The 15,995-nt window shown below is 40.7% G+C and carries 17 protein-coding genes; all 17 read right to left on the reverse strand.

The annotated features are described in order from the left end of the window. Positions 1 to 3 precede the first annotated feature (3 nt). A complete protein-coding gene (locus tag VUI23_RS13715; RefSeq protein WP_216048263.1) occupies positions 4 to 744 on the reverse strand; it encodes an SDR family NAD(P)-dependent oxidoreductase in 741 nt (246 codons plus the stop codon). Further along, positions 722 to 967, reverse strand: coding sequence for an acyl carrier protein (locus tag VUI23_RS13720; RefSeq protein ID WP_216048262.1), 246 nt, complete (start codon positions 965 to 967; stop codon positions 722 to 724). The genes VUI23_RS13715 and VUI23_RS13720 overlap by 23 nt, the downstream gene beginning before the upstream one ends. A gap of 11 nt (positions 968 to 978) precedes the next feature. Beyond that, a complete protein-coding gene (locus VUI23_RS13725; RefSeq protein ID WP_342804696.1) occupies positions 979 to 1,569 on the reverse strand; it encodes a GNAT family N-acetyltransferase in 591 nt (196 codons plus the stop codon). Beyond that, on the reverse strand, positions 1,559 to 2,617 hold the full coding sequence (gene pseG / locus VUI23_RS13730; RefSeq protein WP_342804697.1) for a UDP-2,4-diacetamido-2,4,6-trideoxy-beta-L-altropyranose hydrolase: 1,059 nt from the start codon (positions 2,615 to 2,617) through the stop codon (positions 1,559 to 1,561). The genes VUI23_RS13725 and pseG overlap by 11 nt, the downstream gene beginning before the upstream one ends. A gap of 30 nt (positions 2,618 to 2,647) precedes the next feature. Next, entirely contained in the window at positions 2,648 to 3,700 is a 1,053-nt protein-coding gene (pseI, locus tag VUI23_RS13735) for a pseudaminic acid synthase (protein ID WP_342804698.1), read from the reverse strand. Continuing rightward, positions 3,693 to 4,652: a hypothetical protein gene (locus tag VUI23_RS13740; protein WP_342804699.1), complete on the reverse strand. Its 960-nt coding sequence runs from the start codon at positions 4,650 to 4,652 to the stop codon at positions 3,693 to 3,695. Before VUI23_RS13740 ends, pseI begins: the two co-directional genes overlap by 8 nt. A 1-nt stretch (position 4,653) precedes the next feature. Continuing rightward, positions 4,654 to 5,346 carry a pseudaminic acid cytidylyltransferase gene (gene pseF, locus VUI23_RS13745; RefSeq protein ID WP_216048257.1) on the reverse strand — a complete coding sequence of 231 codons (693 nt, stop codon included), beginning with the start codon at positions 5,344 to 5,346 and terminating at the stop codon, positions 4,654 to 4,656. After that, positions 5,343 to 6,488, reverse strand: coding sequence for a UDP-4-amino-4,6-dideoxy-N-acetyl-beta-L-altrosamine transaminase (pseC, locus tag VUI23_RS13750; RefSeq protein WP_342808298.1), 1,146 nt, complete (start codon positions 6,486 to 6,488; stop codon positions 5,343 to 5,345). Before pseC ends, pseF begins: the two co-directional genes overlap by 4 nt. A gap of 27 nt (positions 6,489 to 6,515) precedes the next feature. Continuing rightward, positions 6,516 to 7,517: a UDP-N-acetylglucosamine 4,6-dehydratase (inverting) gene (gene pseB / locus VUI23_RS13755; RefSeq protein WP_342804700.1), complete on the reverse strand. Its 1,002-nt coding sequence runs from the start codon at positions 7,515 to 7,517 to the stop codon at positions 6,516 to 6,518. A 476-nt stretch (positions 7,518 to 7,993) separates the two neighbouring features. Further along, positions 7,994 to 8,302: a hypothetical protein gene (locus VUI23_RS13760; RefSeq protein WP_342804701.1), complete on the reverse strand. Its 309-nt coding sequence runs from the start codon at positions 8,300 to 8,302 to the stop codon at positions 7,994 to 7,996. Next, positions 8,299 to 8,730 carry a flagellar export chaperone FliS gene (gene fliS, locus VUI23_RS13765; protein WP_216048254.1) on the reverse strand — a complete coding sequence of 144 codons (432 nt, stop codon included), beginning with the start codon at positions 8,728 to 8,730 and terminating at the stop codon, positions 8,299 to 8,301. Before fliS ends, VUI23_RS13760 begins: the two co-directional genes overlap by 4 nt. Positions 8,731 to 8,743: 13 nt before the next feature. Further along, positions 8,744 to 10,204 carry a flagellar filament capping protein FliD gene (gene fliD / locus VUI23_RS13770; RefSeq protein ID WP_342804702.1) on the reverse strand — a complete coding sequence of 487 codons (1,461 nt, stop codon included), beginning with the start codon at positions 10,202 to 10,204 and terminating at the stop codon, positions 8,744 to 8,746. A 19-nt stretch (positions 10,205 to 10,223) separates the two neighbouring features. After that, on the reverse strand, positions 10,224 to 10,649 hold the full coding sequence (locus VUI23_RS13775) for a flagellar protein FlaG (protein ID WP_303499052.1): 426 nt from the start codon (positions 10,647 to 10,649) through the stop codon (positions 10,224 to 10,226). A 92-nt stretch (positions 10,650 to 10,741) separates the two neighbouring features. Further along, on the reverse strand, positions 10,742 to 11,566 hold the full coding sequence (locus VUI23_RS13780; RefSeq protein ID WP_216048251.1) for a flagellin: 825 nt from the start codon (positions 11,564 to 11,566) through the stop codon (positions 10,742 to 10,744). 861 nt (positions 11,567 to 12,427) lie between these two features. Then, positions 12,428 to 13,255 (reverse strand): flagellin, encoded by an 828-nt coding sequence (locus tag VUI23_RS13785; protein ID WP_342804703.1) that lies wholly within the window; start codon positions 13,253 to 13,255, stop codon positions 12,428 to 12,430. Between the two features lie 499 nt (positions 13,256 to 13,754). Further along, positions 13,755 to 14,597: a flagellin gene (locus VUI23_RS13790; RefSeq protein ID WP_216048249.1), complete on the reverse strand. Its 843-nt coding sequence runs from the start codon at positions 14,595 to 14,597 to the stop codon at positions 13,755 to 13,757. 364 nt (positions 14,598 to 14,961) lie between these two features. Next, positions 14,962 to 15,786 (reverse strand): flagellin, encoded by an 825-nt coding sequence (locus VUI23_RS13795; RefSeq protein WP_216048248.1) that lies wholly within the window; start codon positions 15,784 to 15,786, stop codon positions 14,962 to 14,964. Positions 15,787 to 15,995: the final 209 nt, after the last annotated feature.

A 15,995-nucleotide genomic window follows, 5' to 3' on the forward strand; every position in this document is an offset into this window, starting at 1 on the left:
GGTTTATAAGCTCAAGCCGCCATCAATACCGATAATTTGACCGGTAATAAATGAGGCATCATCTGACAATAAAAATCTAATTAATTTGGCCACATCTTCAGCTGTACCGGCTCGTTGCAATGAACTAGCGGCAATTAACTCTTGGCGTTTTTGCCCCCCATAAGAAGCAGTCATGGCCGTATCAATAAACCCTGGAGCAACACCGTTCACACGAATACCTAAAGCCCCCAACTCTTTTGATAATGATTTGGTTAAACCTGATAATGCTGCTTTACTCATCGCGTAGGCTGCCTGCCCCGCGCTGCCGTTTTCACCGACGATTGAACAAAGGTTAACAATGCTTCCACTGCGATTCTTTGTCATCAGTCGCATCGCCAACTGGCTGTGGGTAAACGCTGAAACACTATTGACGGCAAATTGCGTTTGCAGCTCAGCTGACCGAGTTAGCATAAACCCACTATCCAACATACTTCCAGCGCAGTTCACTAAGCCGTGTAATTGCCCCGACTCTTTCATGATGCTTGAAAACCCTTGTTTAACGGCACTTTCATCGGTGACATCATAGGCGAGCACTTTGCTGTTAACTAACTGACTCGACAAGGCTTGCAGTTGTTCTTTATCACGCCCAGCCAGATACACAAATGCGCCTTGATTGGCGCATTCAATTGCAGTTGCCCGACCAATACCGCCGCTAGCCCCCGTAATCAATAGTGTTTTTTGATTAAGCATCAAACTCGATTTCATATTTAGCGAGAATTTCTTTTGCCTTAGCTACTGAACTCATATCTATTATATCGTCGGTATCCAACATTACGTTAAATTGGTTTTCCAATTCAGCAATTAAAATCATGTGGGCGGTGGAATCCCACTCTGGAATACTGTTATAGGCTAAGTCGTCACTCACCTTTTCCAAGGGTATAGCTAAACTGTCAGCAAATGCTTGTTTTACGAGTTGTTGGTTATTCATGTAAATTTCCTTTATGACTCCCTGTTCTTCCTAGGAGTACGAGAAAGTAAGGCTTTTAGTGTTTTGCTATCCCGTTGATAATCCTCGAAATTCAAACTAATTTCAATTAAATCACCTTGATTGACTATTTGATAACCTAATTTTAGATTGTAATTAAGCGCTGCCTGATTATCTGACTTTACTCTTGCTACTAGCTTTTTACACTTTAAGGATTCAAAACAATAATCATTAATTAATAACGTGGGAGAAAACGCGATTATGTTATTGCGATATTTTGCTGCGCCAATATACAATCCTGGCTCAATAGTGTGTGCCTGAGTAAGCGGTTTACCCAATACTCTCGATTTAATATTTAAACTACCTATGTCCTGATCTTTGTAGACAATCATAAAATGCTGCTGGCTAGGGTCACGGCTCACTTTGCGGAACCAAGCAGATTGCTGTTCTTCGCTGATTTCTGCTTGGGAAATCATAAACTGACTAACCTCTGGGTCATTTCGCCAAGCTCGCAGTAGTGGCAGATCACTTTCCTGCACTTCACGTAAACTGACCTGATAACCTCTAAGCACCTGATTTTCGTCCATAATAATACTATTCTCCATCAAAACATAACTGCTTAACTTTTTCGATGATCCGTTGAGAACCGTTGGTGTCACTGCTTCCTAACGCCCTATTATGCATTTGAAGCAATCTAGTATCATCAGACCATAAGACCAATAAACGCGCCGTAACGTCTTCAATAAGACCCAGCTTTTCGTTGTCACTTTGCATTTTGCTGAAATCCTCAGCAATACACCAACCTTGTTTTACAGCTGCTTGAGTAGCATTAAGTTGATTGTCAGCCACAGTGACTAAACAACTGGGTGTCGCAGTAGCATGTAATTCGAATTGACTGCCTCCGGCAGCGGAAATGGCCAAGCGTGTTTGCAAAAATGATTTAGCTATTTGCTGACAATCGTGTAAATGTTGAATGTCCAGCTCACTGACCTGAATACATTTATTGAGTTCTTGTAAATAAGGGTAAGCTGCGCCAGTAATCACTTTGAGCTTCCCATCAAAGCCTTTTTGTTCAATGCATTGCAACAAAGGCAGAGTCAAATTATTTGGGTCACTTCCGCCCATAATAATAGTAAAATATTCTCGCTGCTCAAATGTTTGTTGTTTGAACTCGCAAAATTCTTGGCGTAAAACCCGATAAGACTCACCTATGCACAAATGCGTGTTTGGCTGGTTGACGTCATATTTCAACTGATGTGCACTACCAGAACCATTGATGATGAGATCGGCATACAGGTTTCCTGAATTATTCATATCATCAAAGCATATTATTGGGTAATCTAATTGCGCTAACCGCTGGCGATACTGAGACGTAAAATGATAGCCATCAATCACGATTGCCACAACCGAATTGAGTCGGCAAAACTGAGCAATAAGGTCTATCTCTTGAGCATCCTCTGTGGTTTCGGGTATCACAATGGTTTGCCCAACCCAATCCTGACGAGCATTGCTAATTTTTGACGCTTCAGCGTTAAGCATAAATACAGGAGTGAGTTGATTTTTTGCTGCAGCTTGAGCCAACGCCAAACAACGCATCAAATGTCCTAAACCAGAGGACACCCCGGCATTCACTCTGAATAAAATATGCTTCATAAAGTAATTAGAAGGTTATGATGACGGTGTTCATTCAAATAAGTCCCAATCAAGGGCTGTGCCAGCAGGCAAGTTAGTTTTCGCCTTTTTACCCAACACACTATCCCAATGTTTTGGCGCAAGACCACTTGCAGGACGTACAATTCTTAGATTTTCACGGCTTAAAGTTTGGCCTTTTTTCACATCGACACTGACAAAAATAGAACGTCGATAATGCTTTGACTTTTCTTCTGCCGCACTTCCCCCATAGGTCACTTTACCCATAGCATCGAAGGCTCGCGCACTCTCCTCTACCAGCGATTTCAATTCCGCAGGCTCTAATGAAAATGCGGCATCTACCCCCCCAGCATTTCGATCGAGAACAAAATGTTTTTCAATCACAGTTGCACCTAGTGCGACTGCTGCCACCGAGACTCCGATACCAGCAGTGTGATCAGATAGGCCTACTTGTTGATTAAATGAATCTCGTAAGTGAGGAATAGTCACTAAGTTGGTATTGCTCGGTTGTGCTGGATAAGTGCTAGTGCATTTGAGCAGTATAATATCTTCGCATCCTGCTTTTTTAGCACAATCTACGGCTTGTTCTATTTCAGCTAAAGTTGCCATGCCCGTTGACATAATTAACGGTTTTCCAGTTGCCGCAGCTTTGCGTATCAACGGAATATCAGTTAATTCAAAAGAGGCAATTTTATAACAAGGGACGTCTAAGATTTCCAAAAAATCCACCGCAGCCTCATCAAATGGCGAGCTAAAAGCTTCCATTCCAAGGGCTTTTGCACGCGCAAATAACCGACTATGCCACTCATAAGGTGTAGATGCTTTTGCATATAAACTATGTAGCGCTTCACCGTGCCATAAACTGTCTTTTTCTTGAATCACAAAATCAACCGAATCGACGTTTAATGTCATGCTATCGGCAGTGTAAGTTTGTAATTTTATTGCGTGAGCACCGGCCTTTGCGGCAGCTTCAACCATAGCAACGGCAAGTTCAAAATCTTGACTATGGTTACCGCTTAGTTCTGCAATAATGAAAGGCGGATGTGAAGGACCAATTAATCGCTCTCCAATGGCGATATCATGCATTTTCTTGGGCCTCAAATATTGACGTAATACTCTGCGCAAGTTCATTAGCCTGAGGAAACTCACTGTTTTGATCTGTTGCATAATCAGGCATCAAAATGCGAGGATCAAGTTGCCCTGGTATTAATAAAGTTGGTGTCTCAACACAACTGGCTAAAGAGAACATTGCATTAGGTAAGCAAACTAAAAGATCACTCGCTTTCAAGCCTTGTAGACGCAACCCCAAAGTCTCTTGTTCGTCGTCTAGTATGACTAGGTATCCGTTATTTTTTAGTATTGTTTCCAGTTCATGTAACTGTGGGTAAGGATGCTGTATATCATTCAGTGCCAAATAAATAATGCGCTGACTAACATCTTGATATTTTTGAGCTGGTTTAACCTCAATATGCCAATCCATAGACATATTTTTAAAACCACAACAACGAGTCAGATAAAATTCAGGGTAGCCCCCATCAGGCAGATTATCACTTGTCCACCATTGACTATGCCAGCGGCTCATCCCCATAAACGTACTCTGCATGTACTCACCCGCGTTATTCACGTATTCAGGTTTCAAACTTTGATTTTGAATCTGTTCGAGAAGGCTTTGCAGAGGTATACTCAAATAATTACCCTGCACAGGTTCACCGGCATCTTTAAGAAATCGAGCCAAAATACAAGGCATGAATGCAGTATCTAAGTTTAGAATTTGTTCAAAGCCAAGCTCAATAATTTGCTCGGCTAAACCAATAAAAGCTTCTAAAGCATGCAGAATATTATCTGGCCAATGCTGGTCAGGTAAACTCAATATTTTCGCATTAGGGACAGCAAGTCGCAGTACATCTACACCACCGCCATGGGTCAAACAGTAGACTTCAGTATCTGGATTTTGCTGCTGAAGCTGACGAATAGTGGGTACAGCAATGCTAGCGACATCGCCCATTTCTAGCATACGGATTACTAAAACTTTACTCATGTTAAATTCCTTTGACGTAGGCTTGATACATCAATTCTGCACGTTGCCAATCTTCGGGGGTGTCAATGTCTTGAACCAAATGACGAGGAAGAACAATGGGCACACTGTGTTGCGAAAATATGCCTTTTTTAGACAAATAGTCATCGGTTCGGCCCCAATAAAATTGTCCAGCATCGTGATAAGCTTCTTCTAAATCTTGTGAACGCTTAAATATATCTTGCTTGAACATTGGTTCAACAATACCTTGTTGAACACTGATAGCTCTTTGAATAGGAAATGCAAAACTGGTGACTGCAAAAGAAAAAGATTTATCTTTATCTTGCTGCAAAGACACTAAACCTTTTTGCAAATACTCAGCTTGCAAAAAAGGCGCTGTAGCATAGATACAGCAACAAAATTCTGGTTTTTCAAAATTATCGATACAATATTGTATCCCATGATTAGTCACTGGACGCGTTCCAATGACATCATTGGATAAATTTTCTGGTCGCAGAAAAGGTACCTCTGCACCGTATTTTATCGCAATATCAGCCACTTCTTGAGAATCTGTAGATACCCAAATTTTATCAAACAAGTTTGCTTCCTGAGCTGCTTGAATAGAATAGGCAATAAGCGGCTTGCCCGCAAAATCACGAATATTTTTTGCCGGTATACGTTTACTTCCGCCTCGTGCGGGAATGATAGCTAGATTCAAGCTAATACCTCATTTAATGCTTGCACAACTCTGTCTTGATCATCGGCTGTCATGCTAGGAAATAAAGGTAAAGTTAACGCATTTTGATAATAAACTTCTGCATTAGGGAAATCCCCCTCAGAAAAACCAAGCTTTTGATAATAAGGCTGCAGATGTATTGGGATATAATGCACATTAACGCCGATTCCCCGTGCAATTAACCCATTATAAACTGCACTTCGGTCGTGCTGTTTAACTTCAATCATATAAACATGCCAGGCACCATTATCGGCATTATCCATGTCTGGTAATTTTAGTGGTAAATGTTTCAACAAGTCTTGATAACGATGGGCTAGATTCTGACGTTTTGTAATAAAACCGTCTAATTTTTTGAGTTGCGATAAGCCTAAAGCTGCGTGTAGATCACTCAAGCGGTAGTTATACCCGAGTTCTACTTGTTGATAATACCAAGGTCCATCAGATGGCCCTTGCATTTGTTTCGGATCCCGAGTTACCCCATGCTTAGCGAACAGTTTAGCGCGCTCATGCAATTCTTCATTATTTGTCAGCACAGCACCGCCTTCAGCGGTGGTAATAGATTTAACCGGATGGAAGCTCAAAACCGCCAAATCAGAGTATTGGCAACTGCCGATTTTGTAATTCTGATAACTTCCCCCAAAACCATGCGCCGCATCTTCAATAATCTGCACTTTGTATTGCCTACAAAGTTTTGCAATTTCTTGCATCGGGCCACTCGCGCCAGAAAAGTGTACGACGACAATAGCTTTGGGTAATCGATTAACGTTTGCAGCTTCTGCTAATTTGTTTTCAAGGGCTTCAACGCTGATGTTTCGCGTCGCACTATCAATGTCCACAAAATCAATTGATGCACCACAGTACAAAGCACAATTTGCACTGGCAACAAAGGAAATGGGAGAAGTCCAAACAACATCTCCTTTTCCAACGCCAAGCGCTAAACACGCCACATGCAGTCCAGATGTACCACTATTCACTGCAGTGGCATATTTGGCATTAGTATAATCGGTTAATGCTCGCTCGAATTTAGGAACAACACAGCCTTGGGTTAGGAATTGGTTTTGCAGGACATCAATTACAGCAGCAACATCGTCGTCATCAACAAAGTGCTTACCGTAAGGAATCAAATCATTTGGATTATTCAATATTGGGCCTTAATCTAAAGTTAACTTATCTAAGGCTTCAAGTTCTTTAACGGTTAAAAAGTGTGGGTTGGTACCAGAGTGATATTCAAATTTATCTTGTACTGGCTGCCCTTTTTCACCCAATTTGTTTAAACGATAATCGACGGTTTTATCAAAAAACTTAATTGCAGGTGTAATCACATAATGATCGTCAAATTCAAGGGAATGATGGGCCATTTCTTCAGGCACCATAACTTCATGCAGCTTTTCTCCAGGCCGAATACCGATGGTTTCGTAATCACGACCTCCACTCATGGCTTCGACAAGATCCAAAATGCGAATCGAAGGGATCTTAGGCACAAAAATTTCGCCACCCTGCATACGCTGGAAGTTGGTAATAACAAATTGAACGCCTTCATCTAGGGTTATCCAAAATCGCGTCATTTCATCATGGGTTACTGGTAGCTTGGTATTACCTTCGGCGAGCAACTTACGATAAAATGGAACGACCGAACCTCGGGAGCCCACAACATTACCGTAACGTACTACAGCAAATCGCGGCCCAGTTGCACCGGAGATATTATTTGCGGCAACAAATAATTTATCAGACGCTAACTTGGTGGCGCCATATAAGTTAACTGGATTGGCGGCTTTATCTGTAGACAAGGCAATAACTCGGCGAACATCAGTCTCAATGGCGGCATCAATTACATTTTGCGCACCATAAATATTGGTTTTAATACATTCATTGGGATTATATTCTGCCGCAGGAACTTGTTTTAAAGCAGCAGCATGAATAACGTAATCCACATCTTTCATCGCTGATTTTAAGCGGTGCTTATCTCTTACGTCACCAATAAAATAACGCATACAAGGAGCATCAAATTGCTGCTGCATTTCAAATTGCTTTAATTCATCGCGGGAATAAATTATGATTTTTTTAGGCTTTTCGTTTTTCAATAGATGTGAAACAAAACGCTTTCCAAACGAACCTGTTCCACCGGTTATCAATATAATTTTATTTTCAAACATTTATCTTGTCTACCTAACACTGTTGAAACGCGAAAAGATGTAACTGCGTTTTTGCTTGTAATTTTATGTTGGCTTATATGTGTTTCTAGCTATATGTCTATTTAGTTTTTCAACCGCTAATAAACGCAGCAACGACTTAATTGATTTAAATGTAATCACTATTTGGTAGTTTGCAATTCAAATCCAATAAGTAACGTCAAACTTTTGAAACTATACCTCTATATAGCCATAACAAGCAATTTCCATTCCTATTGGTTTAAGTGACACAACCTAAACTCAGAGCTATCAATTATCAAAAATGATTATCTAATACTGCGTTCAAAAAGCCAGTATAAGTAATATATTAGCTTATGAGAATTACGGCATAACTAAAATGCATCGGAGATTATTAATAACGAAAGGTTTCGTAATTGACTAACTTTGCAGGCTGAATTTTTAACGCTATTTGGACAGTAAAGAACATTGATATTAGTGAATTATTTGTATTTATTGACTATTTTCTTGCCTCTAATTAATCCACTTAATTGTGTTAAAGATTCTTTAAGTTGGCTTTCTACTATCGTTGAAAGCGTATTGTTAACTATTATTTCATGCTCAGCAAAAACTTTTTCATTGTCTCGCTCTAGGGATTTAAGGTGATTTGTGACCACATCATCGCGTTTGATAATTAGTTGCTTGAGCAACTCATTATCAAGTTCTTTAGCGTCTAAAACAGCTTCAATTTGGCCATTGATATCTTTAAGGTTATCTGGTGTAAATCGATGATTTAAGGTTAGTTTACTCACACGACTGCAGTACGTTTTTGCCTTTGCGCTTCATAAGCTTCTTGTTTCGCATCTTCGGGGATACTCGCCCAGGCATTCTTAATAGGTAACAACAGATTAATCACTTCATCCATGATCTTCAAGTCATTCTGAATATTAGCGTCAGTTACGCGCTGGATCATGTAGTCATACAAATTAAATAAATTCTGACTCACTTCACTGCCGATTTCTAAATCTAAGGTATCCCGAAGATTCATTAAAATAGCGGAGACTCGAGATAAGTGCTCTGACTTACCTTCAAAATCTCTGCGCTCAATGCAGCCCTTACCATAGGCCATGCGGTCTAAAGCGCCCTGCATCAACATCAGGGTAATTTTGTGAGGATCCGCAGATGCCACATCTTGTTTTAAATTGCCTTTTTTATAAGCATTGATGCCTTTAAGCGCCATAAATTACAACTCCTTATGCTTGACCTAGCGATGCCAATAGCGCACTACCGGTTTGGTTCAGTTTAGTTACAGTTTGGTCAAGATTTAAATATTTATCACGTAAAATTTCTTCAAAGCCGAGCATGCGAAGCTCGAATTGTTCTCGCTCATCAGACAACAGATCTTTTTCATCTTTTGCTGAGCGCTCTCGAGTAGCTAACAGCCCACTAAAAGTAGTGTATTCTTTAGTATAATCGTACAATCTAGCGGCTATACCATCCTCATCATCTGTAAACAGTGCTGCGATATCATCAAAATTATCTTCCAATGCTTCAGCCAGACGATCTTCACCGCTACCTAGTCCAAACTCATCATATGAACTAATTTCCAATTTACCTTCAGAATTAAGCTCTACTCCAATTGCGAATAAACCCCCCAAAGCAGATGATTCCACACTAGAGCCGATAATACTCGTTAAGCCAGAAGTAATGCTTCGCGCCATAAAATCACCGGCCAACACGCCGTCGTCTTCTAGTTCAGAGGTACCATATTTAGTGAGCGTATCGATCTCTTTGGCAAGTGCATTAAAGTTATCGACAAAATCTCGAATTTTTTTATCTAAACCTTCAGTGTCGTAACCAATTTTTAGTGTGGAAGTCTGAAATTCCCCTAAAGAATCTTTAGTGGAGAGCGTTGAAGCTTCAAACGAAACACTTGAAATAGTATTTTCAAACTCGTTAGTAGTGGATTCCACCGCAATGCCGTCGATCGTCGCTTTCGCATTTTGTGCACTCACCACGGGCTCTAGATAGGTTGCAACTTCAGTAGAATCTGTGGTGGAAACTCTATCCAAATCGGCCAAATTATCATTATTGACAATGACTAAATCATTTCCTTCACCTGTAGTTGATGAAGTTAAAACCAGCTTAGCGCCACCAGATGCAGTACCAGTATCAATAATACTGGCGTTAATACCGAAATTATCATCTGAGCTATTGATTGCATTGGCAAGTTGTTGGAGGGTTTGACCTGCAGTAACATTAATATCGAAACTATCGCCGCTGCTATCAACTTTAAATGTAAGACTACCGCTACCTGAGGATAAAACAGAGTCGCTTTTGCTTGCAAAGCCGCCATCACTTGCATCCGCAGTTTCTAACCGGCTACCACTAGCTAATTGAGTAATAGCTACTTGATATTCGCCTTTAACAGCACTATTGGCAGCTTCAGCAGTAAAAGGCTCGATGCTATCATCTGGGTTGGTAATCTTAGGCTCACGCCCTTGCAAATTATTATCGCTGCGCAATTCATCTACGGTGTCTAAAAAGTCACTCATTTTGGATTTTAGCTGGCCAATACCAGAAATTTCCGCGTCTAAGGCCTCTTCTTTGTCGTCTAAACGAGTCTGTTTTGGTGCTCGCTCAGCCGCAATTAGCTGAGTGACTAAATCATCTAACGCCAGCCCAGAACCTACACCTAACGATTGAATAGTCATAACGAACCTCTTTTAAAAACTAAGCTTGTTTGTTTAATAATACCCCTACTGCGCTGCCAACGTCAGACTGGAGATCTTTGATTCTCTCAGACAAAGCAAGTACTTCTTCAGAGGGGATTTGTCTAATCACTTCCCCAGACTCTGAGTCGGTTACTTTAACCACTTGTCGTTCACTCTTTTCATCAACAGAAAACGACAGTTGACGATTAGTTGCCTGTAGAAAATCACTTATTTCACTAACCGCACTTTCAATGTTCAAAGAACTTTCATTGTTCGATGCGTTGTTATCGGCCTGCCTTTCTTTTTCTTGACCATTTTGCGCAGACTCGGCGACCGCTTTCTGTTCGTTTCTGAGTTGATTTTGTTCAGATACGTTTACAGAAACAGGTGTTGATACCTCTTGCTGTGCAAAATTCTGGCCATACTGTGAAAAATTGACATCCATCTTCCACCTCCACTTAAAAGCAATTTGCCACTAACTGTATAGAGTATAGTGGCATTATCATTGTTAGACTAACCTTAAAAAAGCTAATCAAATTATCCTAGCAAAGACAACGCCGACTGAGGTCGCTGATTTGCTTGACTAAGCACAGACAAAGAGGCCTGTTGAACAATTTGATTACGGGTTAGTTCAGCTGTTTCCGTTGCAAAGTCTGTATCACGAATACGTGAACGTGCACCGGCAATGTTTTCTGAAATATTGCTAAGGTTACGAATGGTTGATTGGAAACGGTTTTGCAACGCACCTAAATCGGCTCGCACAGCACCCACTGTTGATATTGCATTATCAATCGAAGTTAGTGCACCAGATGCACCTGCGATAGTGGCAACTGAAAGAGAACCTATATTCAAACCAGAAGAACCGTAACCGCCAGAGCGAGATAAGTTCACGGATATGGTTTGTCCGCCATTTGCTCCAACTAAGAAAGCTGCCGAGAAAGATCCCTTCAAAATATCAACACCGGCGAATTGTGAATCGGTTGAGATACGTGAGATTTCCGTTTTCAATGCAGAAACTTCTTTTTGCAGTGCTAAACGGTCAGCAGATGTATTAATCCCGTTTTGAGATTGTACCGCCAGGGTACGAATACGTTGCAATGATGATGTAACCTCACCTAATGCACCTTCAGCTGTTTGTGCTAGTGAAATAGCATCGTTTGCATTACGTACCGCTTGGTTTAGACCTTGTACCTGAGTAGTAAGACGATCTGAGATTTGTAAACCGGCCGCATCATCTGCTGCTCGGTTGATACGAAAGCCTGACGACAATCTTTCAAATGATGTGCTAAGTGCCTGTCCTGAATCAAACAACTGTCGCTGCGCATTCAAAGACGACACATTGGTGTTTACATATAAACCCATATTTACCTCCTGAGAACTACCTATTAACTGATAAGGTAATTCGCCTCAATTTTGACTTCCAAGAAATAAATCTTGTAAGCCTCCTCTCTTTGTTTAAGAATCAGCACCTCTACCGATTCTCAACATAAAATTCTTTAAAAAGAATTCCCCTCAACTAATGTTATCGACCGCTACTTGAAGATCTTTAGTTTTTTTATTATTTTTTCGTTAAATGTAAATAATTGAAAAATAACAACTTTTATATAAAGATGAAAAATAATGAATATTTATTTTAAAAAGATAAGTGAATAGCAGGAGATAAAAAGGTGTTTAGGCTGGTTTTATGTAGGAAGCCCAATGTTTATTTTTCAACGCCCATTTAATTGGTTTGAACTAAATATTGCGCATTGAGTCAGAGTCACCTCAAGGAAGCAAAGTTAAATGCGATTTGGTTAACGTAGGTGACCGCCAACTGAGCAATATTACTTTGTTGTAATTTAAATGTGTTTGTTACTTTGAATATTTCACTTTTAGACTTGAGCGAGTTTTGGCACAGCGATTGCTAAGTTATGCAAGTATAAACGTGAGACAAAATAGAAAAGCCATTTTTTTGGCATAAGAATAAAAAAAGGCCAGATCAAATGACCTGGCCAACTTGCTCACGTTAGGAGTACGAGCAAATACTGTTTCTGTCCGGCTGGCAGGGTTAGAGAATGAATACTGGCCTCTCAACCAAACTTCTACACTCTCAGTCCTGTTAGTCGGCTTTTTATTTAGGTGGTGCCGACACCACCGCCATCCCTGGCCTATCTAGACACATTTCCAATGTGCCTCTGGGTTGGCCTCTCATTTCCTACCCTCAGAAATTTGATTATCTCTATATTACCCGAGCAACTGTAATGCAGCCTGAGGCCGTTGATTAGCCTGGGACAAAACAGTTAAATTGGCTTGCTGTAAAATTTGTGCGCGGGTAAGACTTGCCGTTTCTGTGGCAAAATCTGTATCTTGAATACGCGATCTTGCCGCTGATACGTTCTCAGATATATTACTTAAATTACGAATAGTGGATTGAAAGCGATTTTGAATCGCCCCTAAATCGGCACGTTTAGCATCAATTATAGATATAGCCTCGCTTACTCTGGTTAACGCCGCTGAAGCTTGAGCTTCTGTTGCAACCGAAAGATTAAATCCGGCAAATAAACCCGAAATACCATATCCACCCTCTCGGGATATATTGACACTAATCGTTTGACCAGCATTGGCCCCGACTAGAAATTTTGAAGAATAAAATCCATCGAGTAAGTTTACTCCGCCGAACTGACTGTAGCTGGCAATACGGCTTATTTCAGTTTTTAATGCCGACACTTCTTTTTGCAGGGCTAAGCGATCCGCTGAATTATTAATCCCATTTTGAGATTGTACGGCTAAAACTCTTATACGTTGAAGCGCTACCGTGCTTTCTGCTAACGCTCCTTCTGCAGTCTGGGCTAAGGAAATGCCATCATTTGCATTTCTGACAGCCATATCCAAGCCTAAAATTTGTGTGGTTAGTCGATTAGATATTTGCAGACCGGCTGCATCATCTTTAGCGCCATTAATTCTAAAGCCAGACGATAAACGTTCAAAAGCGGTACTTAACTCATTATTGGTGGTAATTAATTGCCGCTTGGCATTAATTGATGAAATATTTGTATTCACAAACAATGTCATTATCCACACTCCTAAACTTTAACTAACTTACTGTTTATCAAAAGTTTTATAATAGAATAAGTGTAGACAACTCAGCTAAATATAAATTTGGCACACATAATGCTAAATCCATATTGTCAGTCATTACCATGGCTGACAGTTTTGCCAAACAATTACGTTTGACGAAGCTGTACAAAAAGCATGAGCGAAAGCTCAAGTCGACGGGCGGGATTGATGGCCTATACCTCAATACCCCTCACTACCTCCTGGCTTCTTTTCTGCCCAGTCGACTGCCCATTAAAAAAGCCTAAGGCTTTATTATGGAGTGAGAATTCGCCCGCGCCTTTGCATAGCGTGAGTTATCTAATTGTTCTAGTAAAACGTTCCTTCTTCGGTCGGTTGCAGCCTGCCCCCACAATTTGCAATCCGACCGTTTTCTTTTGTTCAATCAATCTTCAATGTTGCAGCCTGCCCCTTTTGCTTGCTCAGCATCATATTTCATGATTTTTCTCTACTTATATTATTGCAACAGTTGCAATGCAGCTTGAGGACGTTGATTCGCTTGTCCCAACACTGTAATACTGGCCTGTTGAATTATCTGCCAGCGGGTTAGTTCAGCGGTTTCAGCCGCAAAGTCTGTATCGCGGATACGAGATCTCGCCGCTGAAACATTTTCTGAAATGTTGCTTAAGTTTCTGATAGTTGATTGAAATCTATTTTGAATCGCACCTAAATCAGCGCGTTTAGCATCGATAATAGAAATTGCACCTAATACAGCAGTCATAGCACGAGACGCATCGGCCTCAGTAGCAACAGATATTAAATTTGCTTCAATACTCTGAGAACCGAATAAGCCGGAAGTCCCGTATCCACCTGCTCTAGAGATATTGACACTGATAGTTTGACCTGGATTAGCACCCACCAAAAAGGCGGACGAATAGGCACCACCAAGAATATTAACGCCACCGAATTGCGAAGTTGCGGCAATTCGACTTATTTCTTGTTTTAAAGCATCTACTTCTTTTTGTAGTGCTAATCGATCTGCCGATCCATTAATACCATTTTGAGATTGCACCGCTAATACACGTATGCGTTGCAATGCAGATGTAGTTTCGGCCAATGCACCTTCTGCAGTTTGCGCAAGCGAAATACCATCATTTGCATTTCTTACAGCCATATTAAGGCCCAGAATTTGCGTGGTAAGTCGATTGGAGATTTGCAGACCGGCGGCATCATCTTTCGCATTGTTTATGCGCAAACCTGAAGATAAGCGTTCAAACGCTGTACTTAAATTATTGTTCGACGTGAATAGCTGACGACTCGCATTCAACGACGACACATTTGTGTTGACGTATAAAGACATTTTTTTCTCCTAACGATTTAAGCAATCCGCCAAACCTATTATTATTATTAGTGGTTTTTGCGGTGATTCTAAGTGCGCTATTATTAGTTTTATTACGTCACTTATTTAGGCGTGTACTTATTATTTTTTTATTTTGTACATCGCTCTTGGAATCTTTATCGAACAGGATCGAAAAATCCTTTAGCATAAATTTAAGCTAAATTATTATCCCTATTAATATCAATTAGTTAGGTTGAGAAAAAAGCCGACTAAATTAGTCGGCGAAGCGCTCTCACGTTAGGAGGGAAAGAGCGCACTCTCTACGTTATGGGCCATTAAAAGCAGAATCACTACCCCCTGGCTTTAATTTCCCAATCGTATTCTATTAACCTAGAAGCTGAAGCGCTGATTGTGGACGCTGATTAGCCTGAGACAAAACAGTTAAACTTGCCTGTTGGATAATCTGATTACGTGTCAATTCAGCAGTTTCTGTAGCAAAATCTGTATCACGAATACGTGAACGAGCTCCAGCAACATTTTCAGATATATTACTTAAGTTTCTGATAGTTGATTGGAAACGGTTTTGCAGAGCACCTAAATCGGCACGTACAGCTCCTACAGTTGAAATTGCAGCAGTAATCTCTGTTAACGCTGCAGATGCAGATTCAATACTCGCAACTGACGTAGCAGCGATACCTAGGCCAGAAGCCCCAAAACCACTAGTTCTAGACAAATTAACAGAAATAGTTTGACCACCGTTTGCACCCACTAGGAATGCAGCTGAAAATGCCCCATCAAGGATGTCGACACCGGCAAACTGTGAAGTTTGAGCAATACGTGAAATTTCAGTTTTAAGTGCTGAAACTTCTTTTTGTAGTGCTAAACGGTCAGCGGAGGTATTAATACCATTTTGTGATTGGACTGCAAGAGTACGGATACGTTGAAGTGAGTTTGTAACTTCTCCTAACGCGCCCTCAGCAGTTTGTGCTAAAGAAATCGCATCATTGGCATTTCTTACAGCTTGGTTAAGACCTTGAACCTGGGTGGTTAAACGGTCGGTAATTTGCAAACCAGCAGCATCATCCGCTGCACGGTTTATACGGAAACCAGAAGACAAACGCTCAAAAGACGTGCCTAAACGGTTAGATGAATCAAATAATTGACGTTGCGCATTCAAAGACGAAACGTTGGTGTTAACGTATAATCCCATGGGATATCTCCTACACTCTCAGTCCAGCGTTTCGCTGGCAACCGATAAAAATCGGTGGTTAAAAAACACATTCAAGAACATCAATCTTAGTCAAAACTAGATCGGTGTTACTGGCTCTCTCAGATAGGGTATCGACGGGTTAAAAAATCCCTTTAACTAAATTTTGCCGTTTTTTATAAAAACGGCAAAAAATTTCCGCTTTGCAAATT

Source organism: Alteromonas sp. M12 (genome assembly GCF_037478005.1).
Lineage (GTDB): Bacteria > Pseudomonadota > Gammaproteobacteria > Enterobacterales > Alteromonadaceae > Aliiglaciecola > Aliiglaciecola lipolytica_A.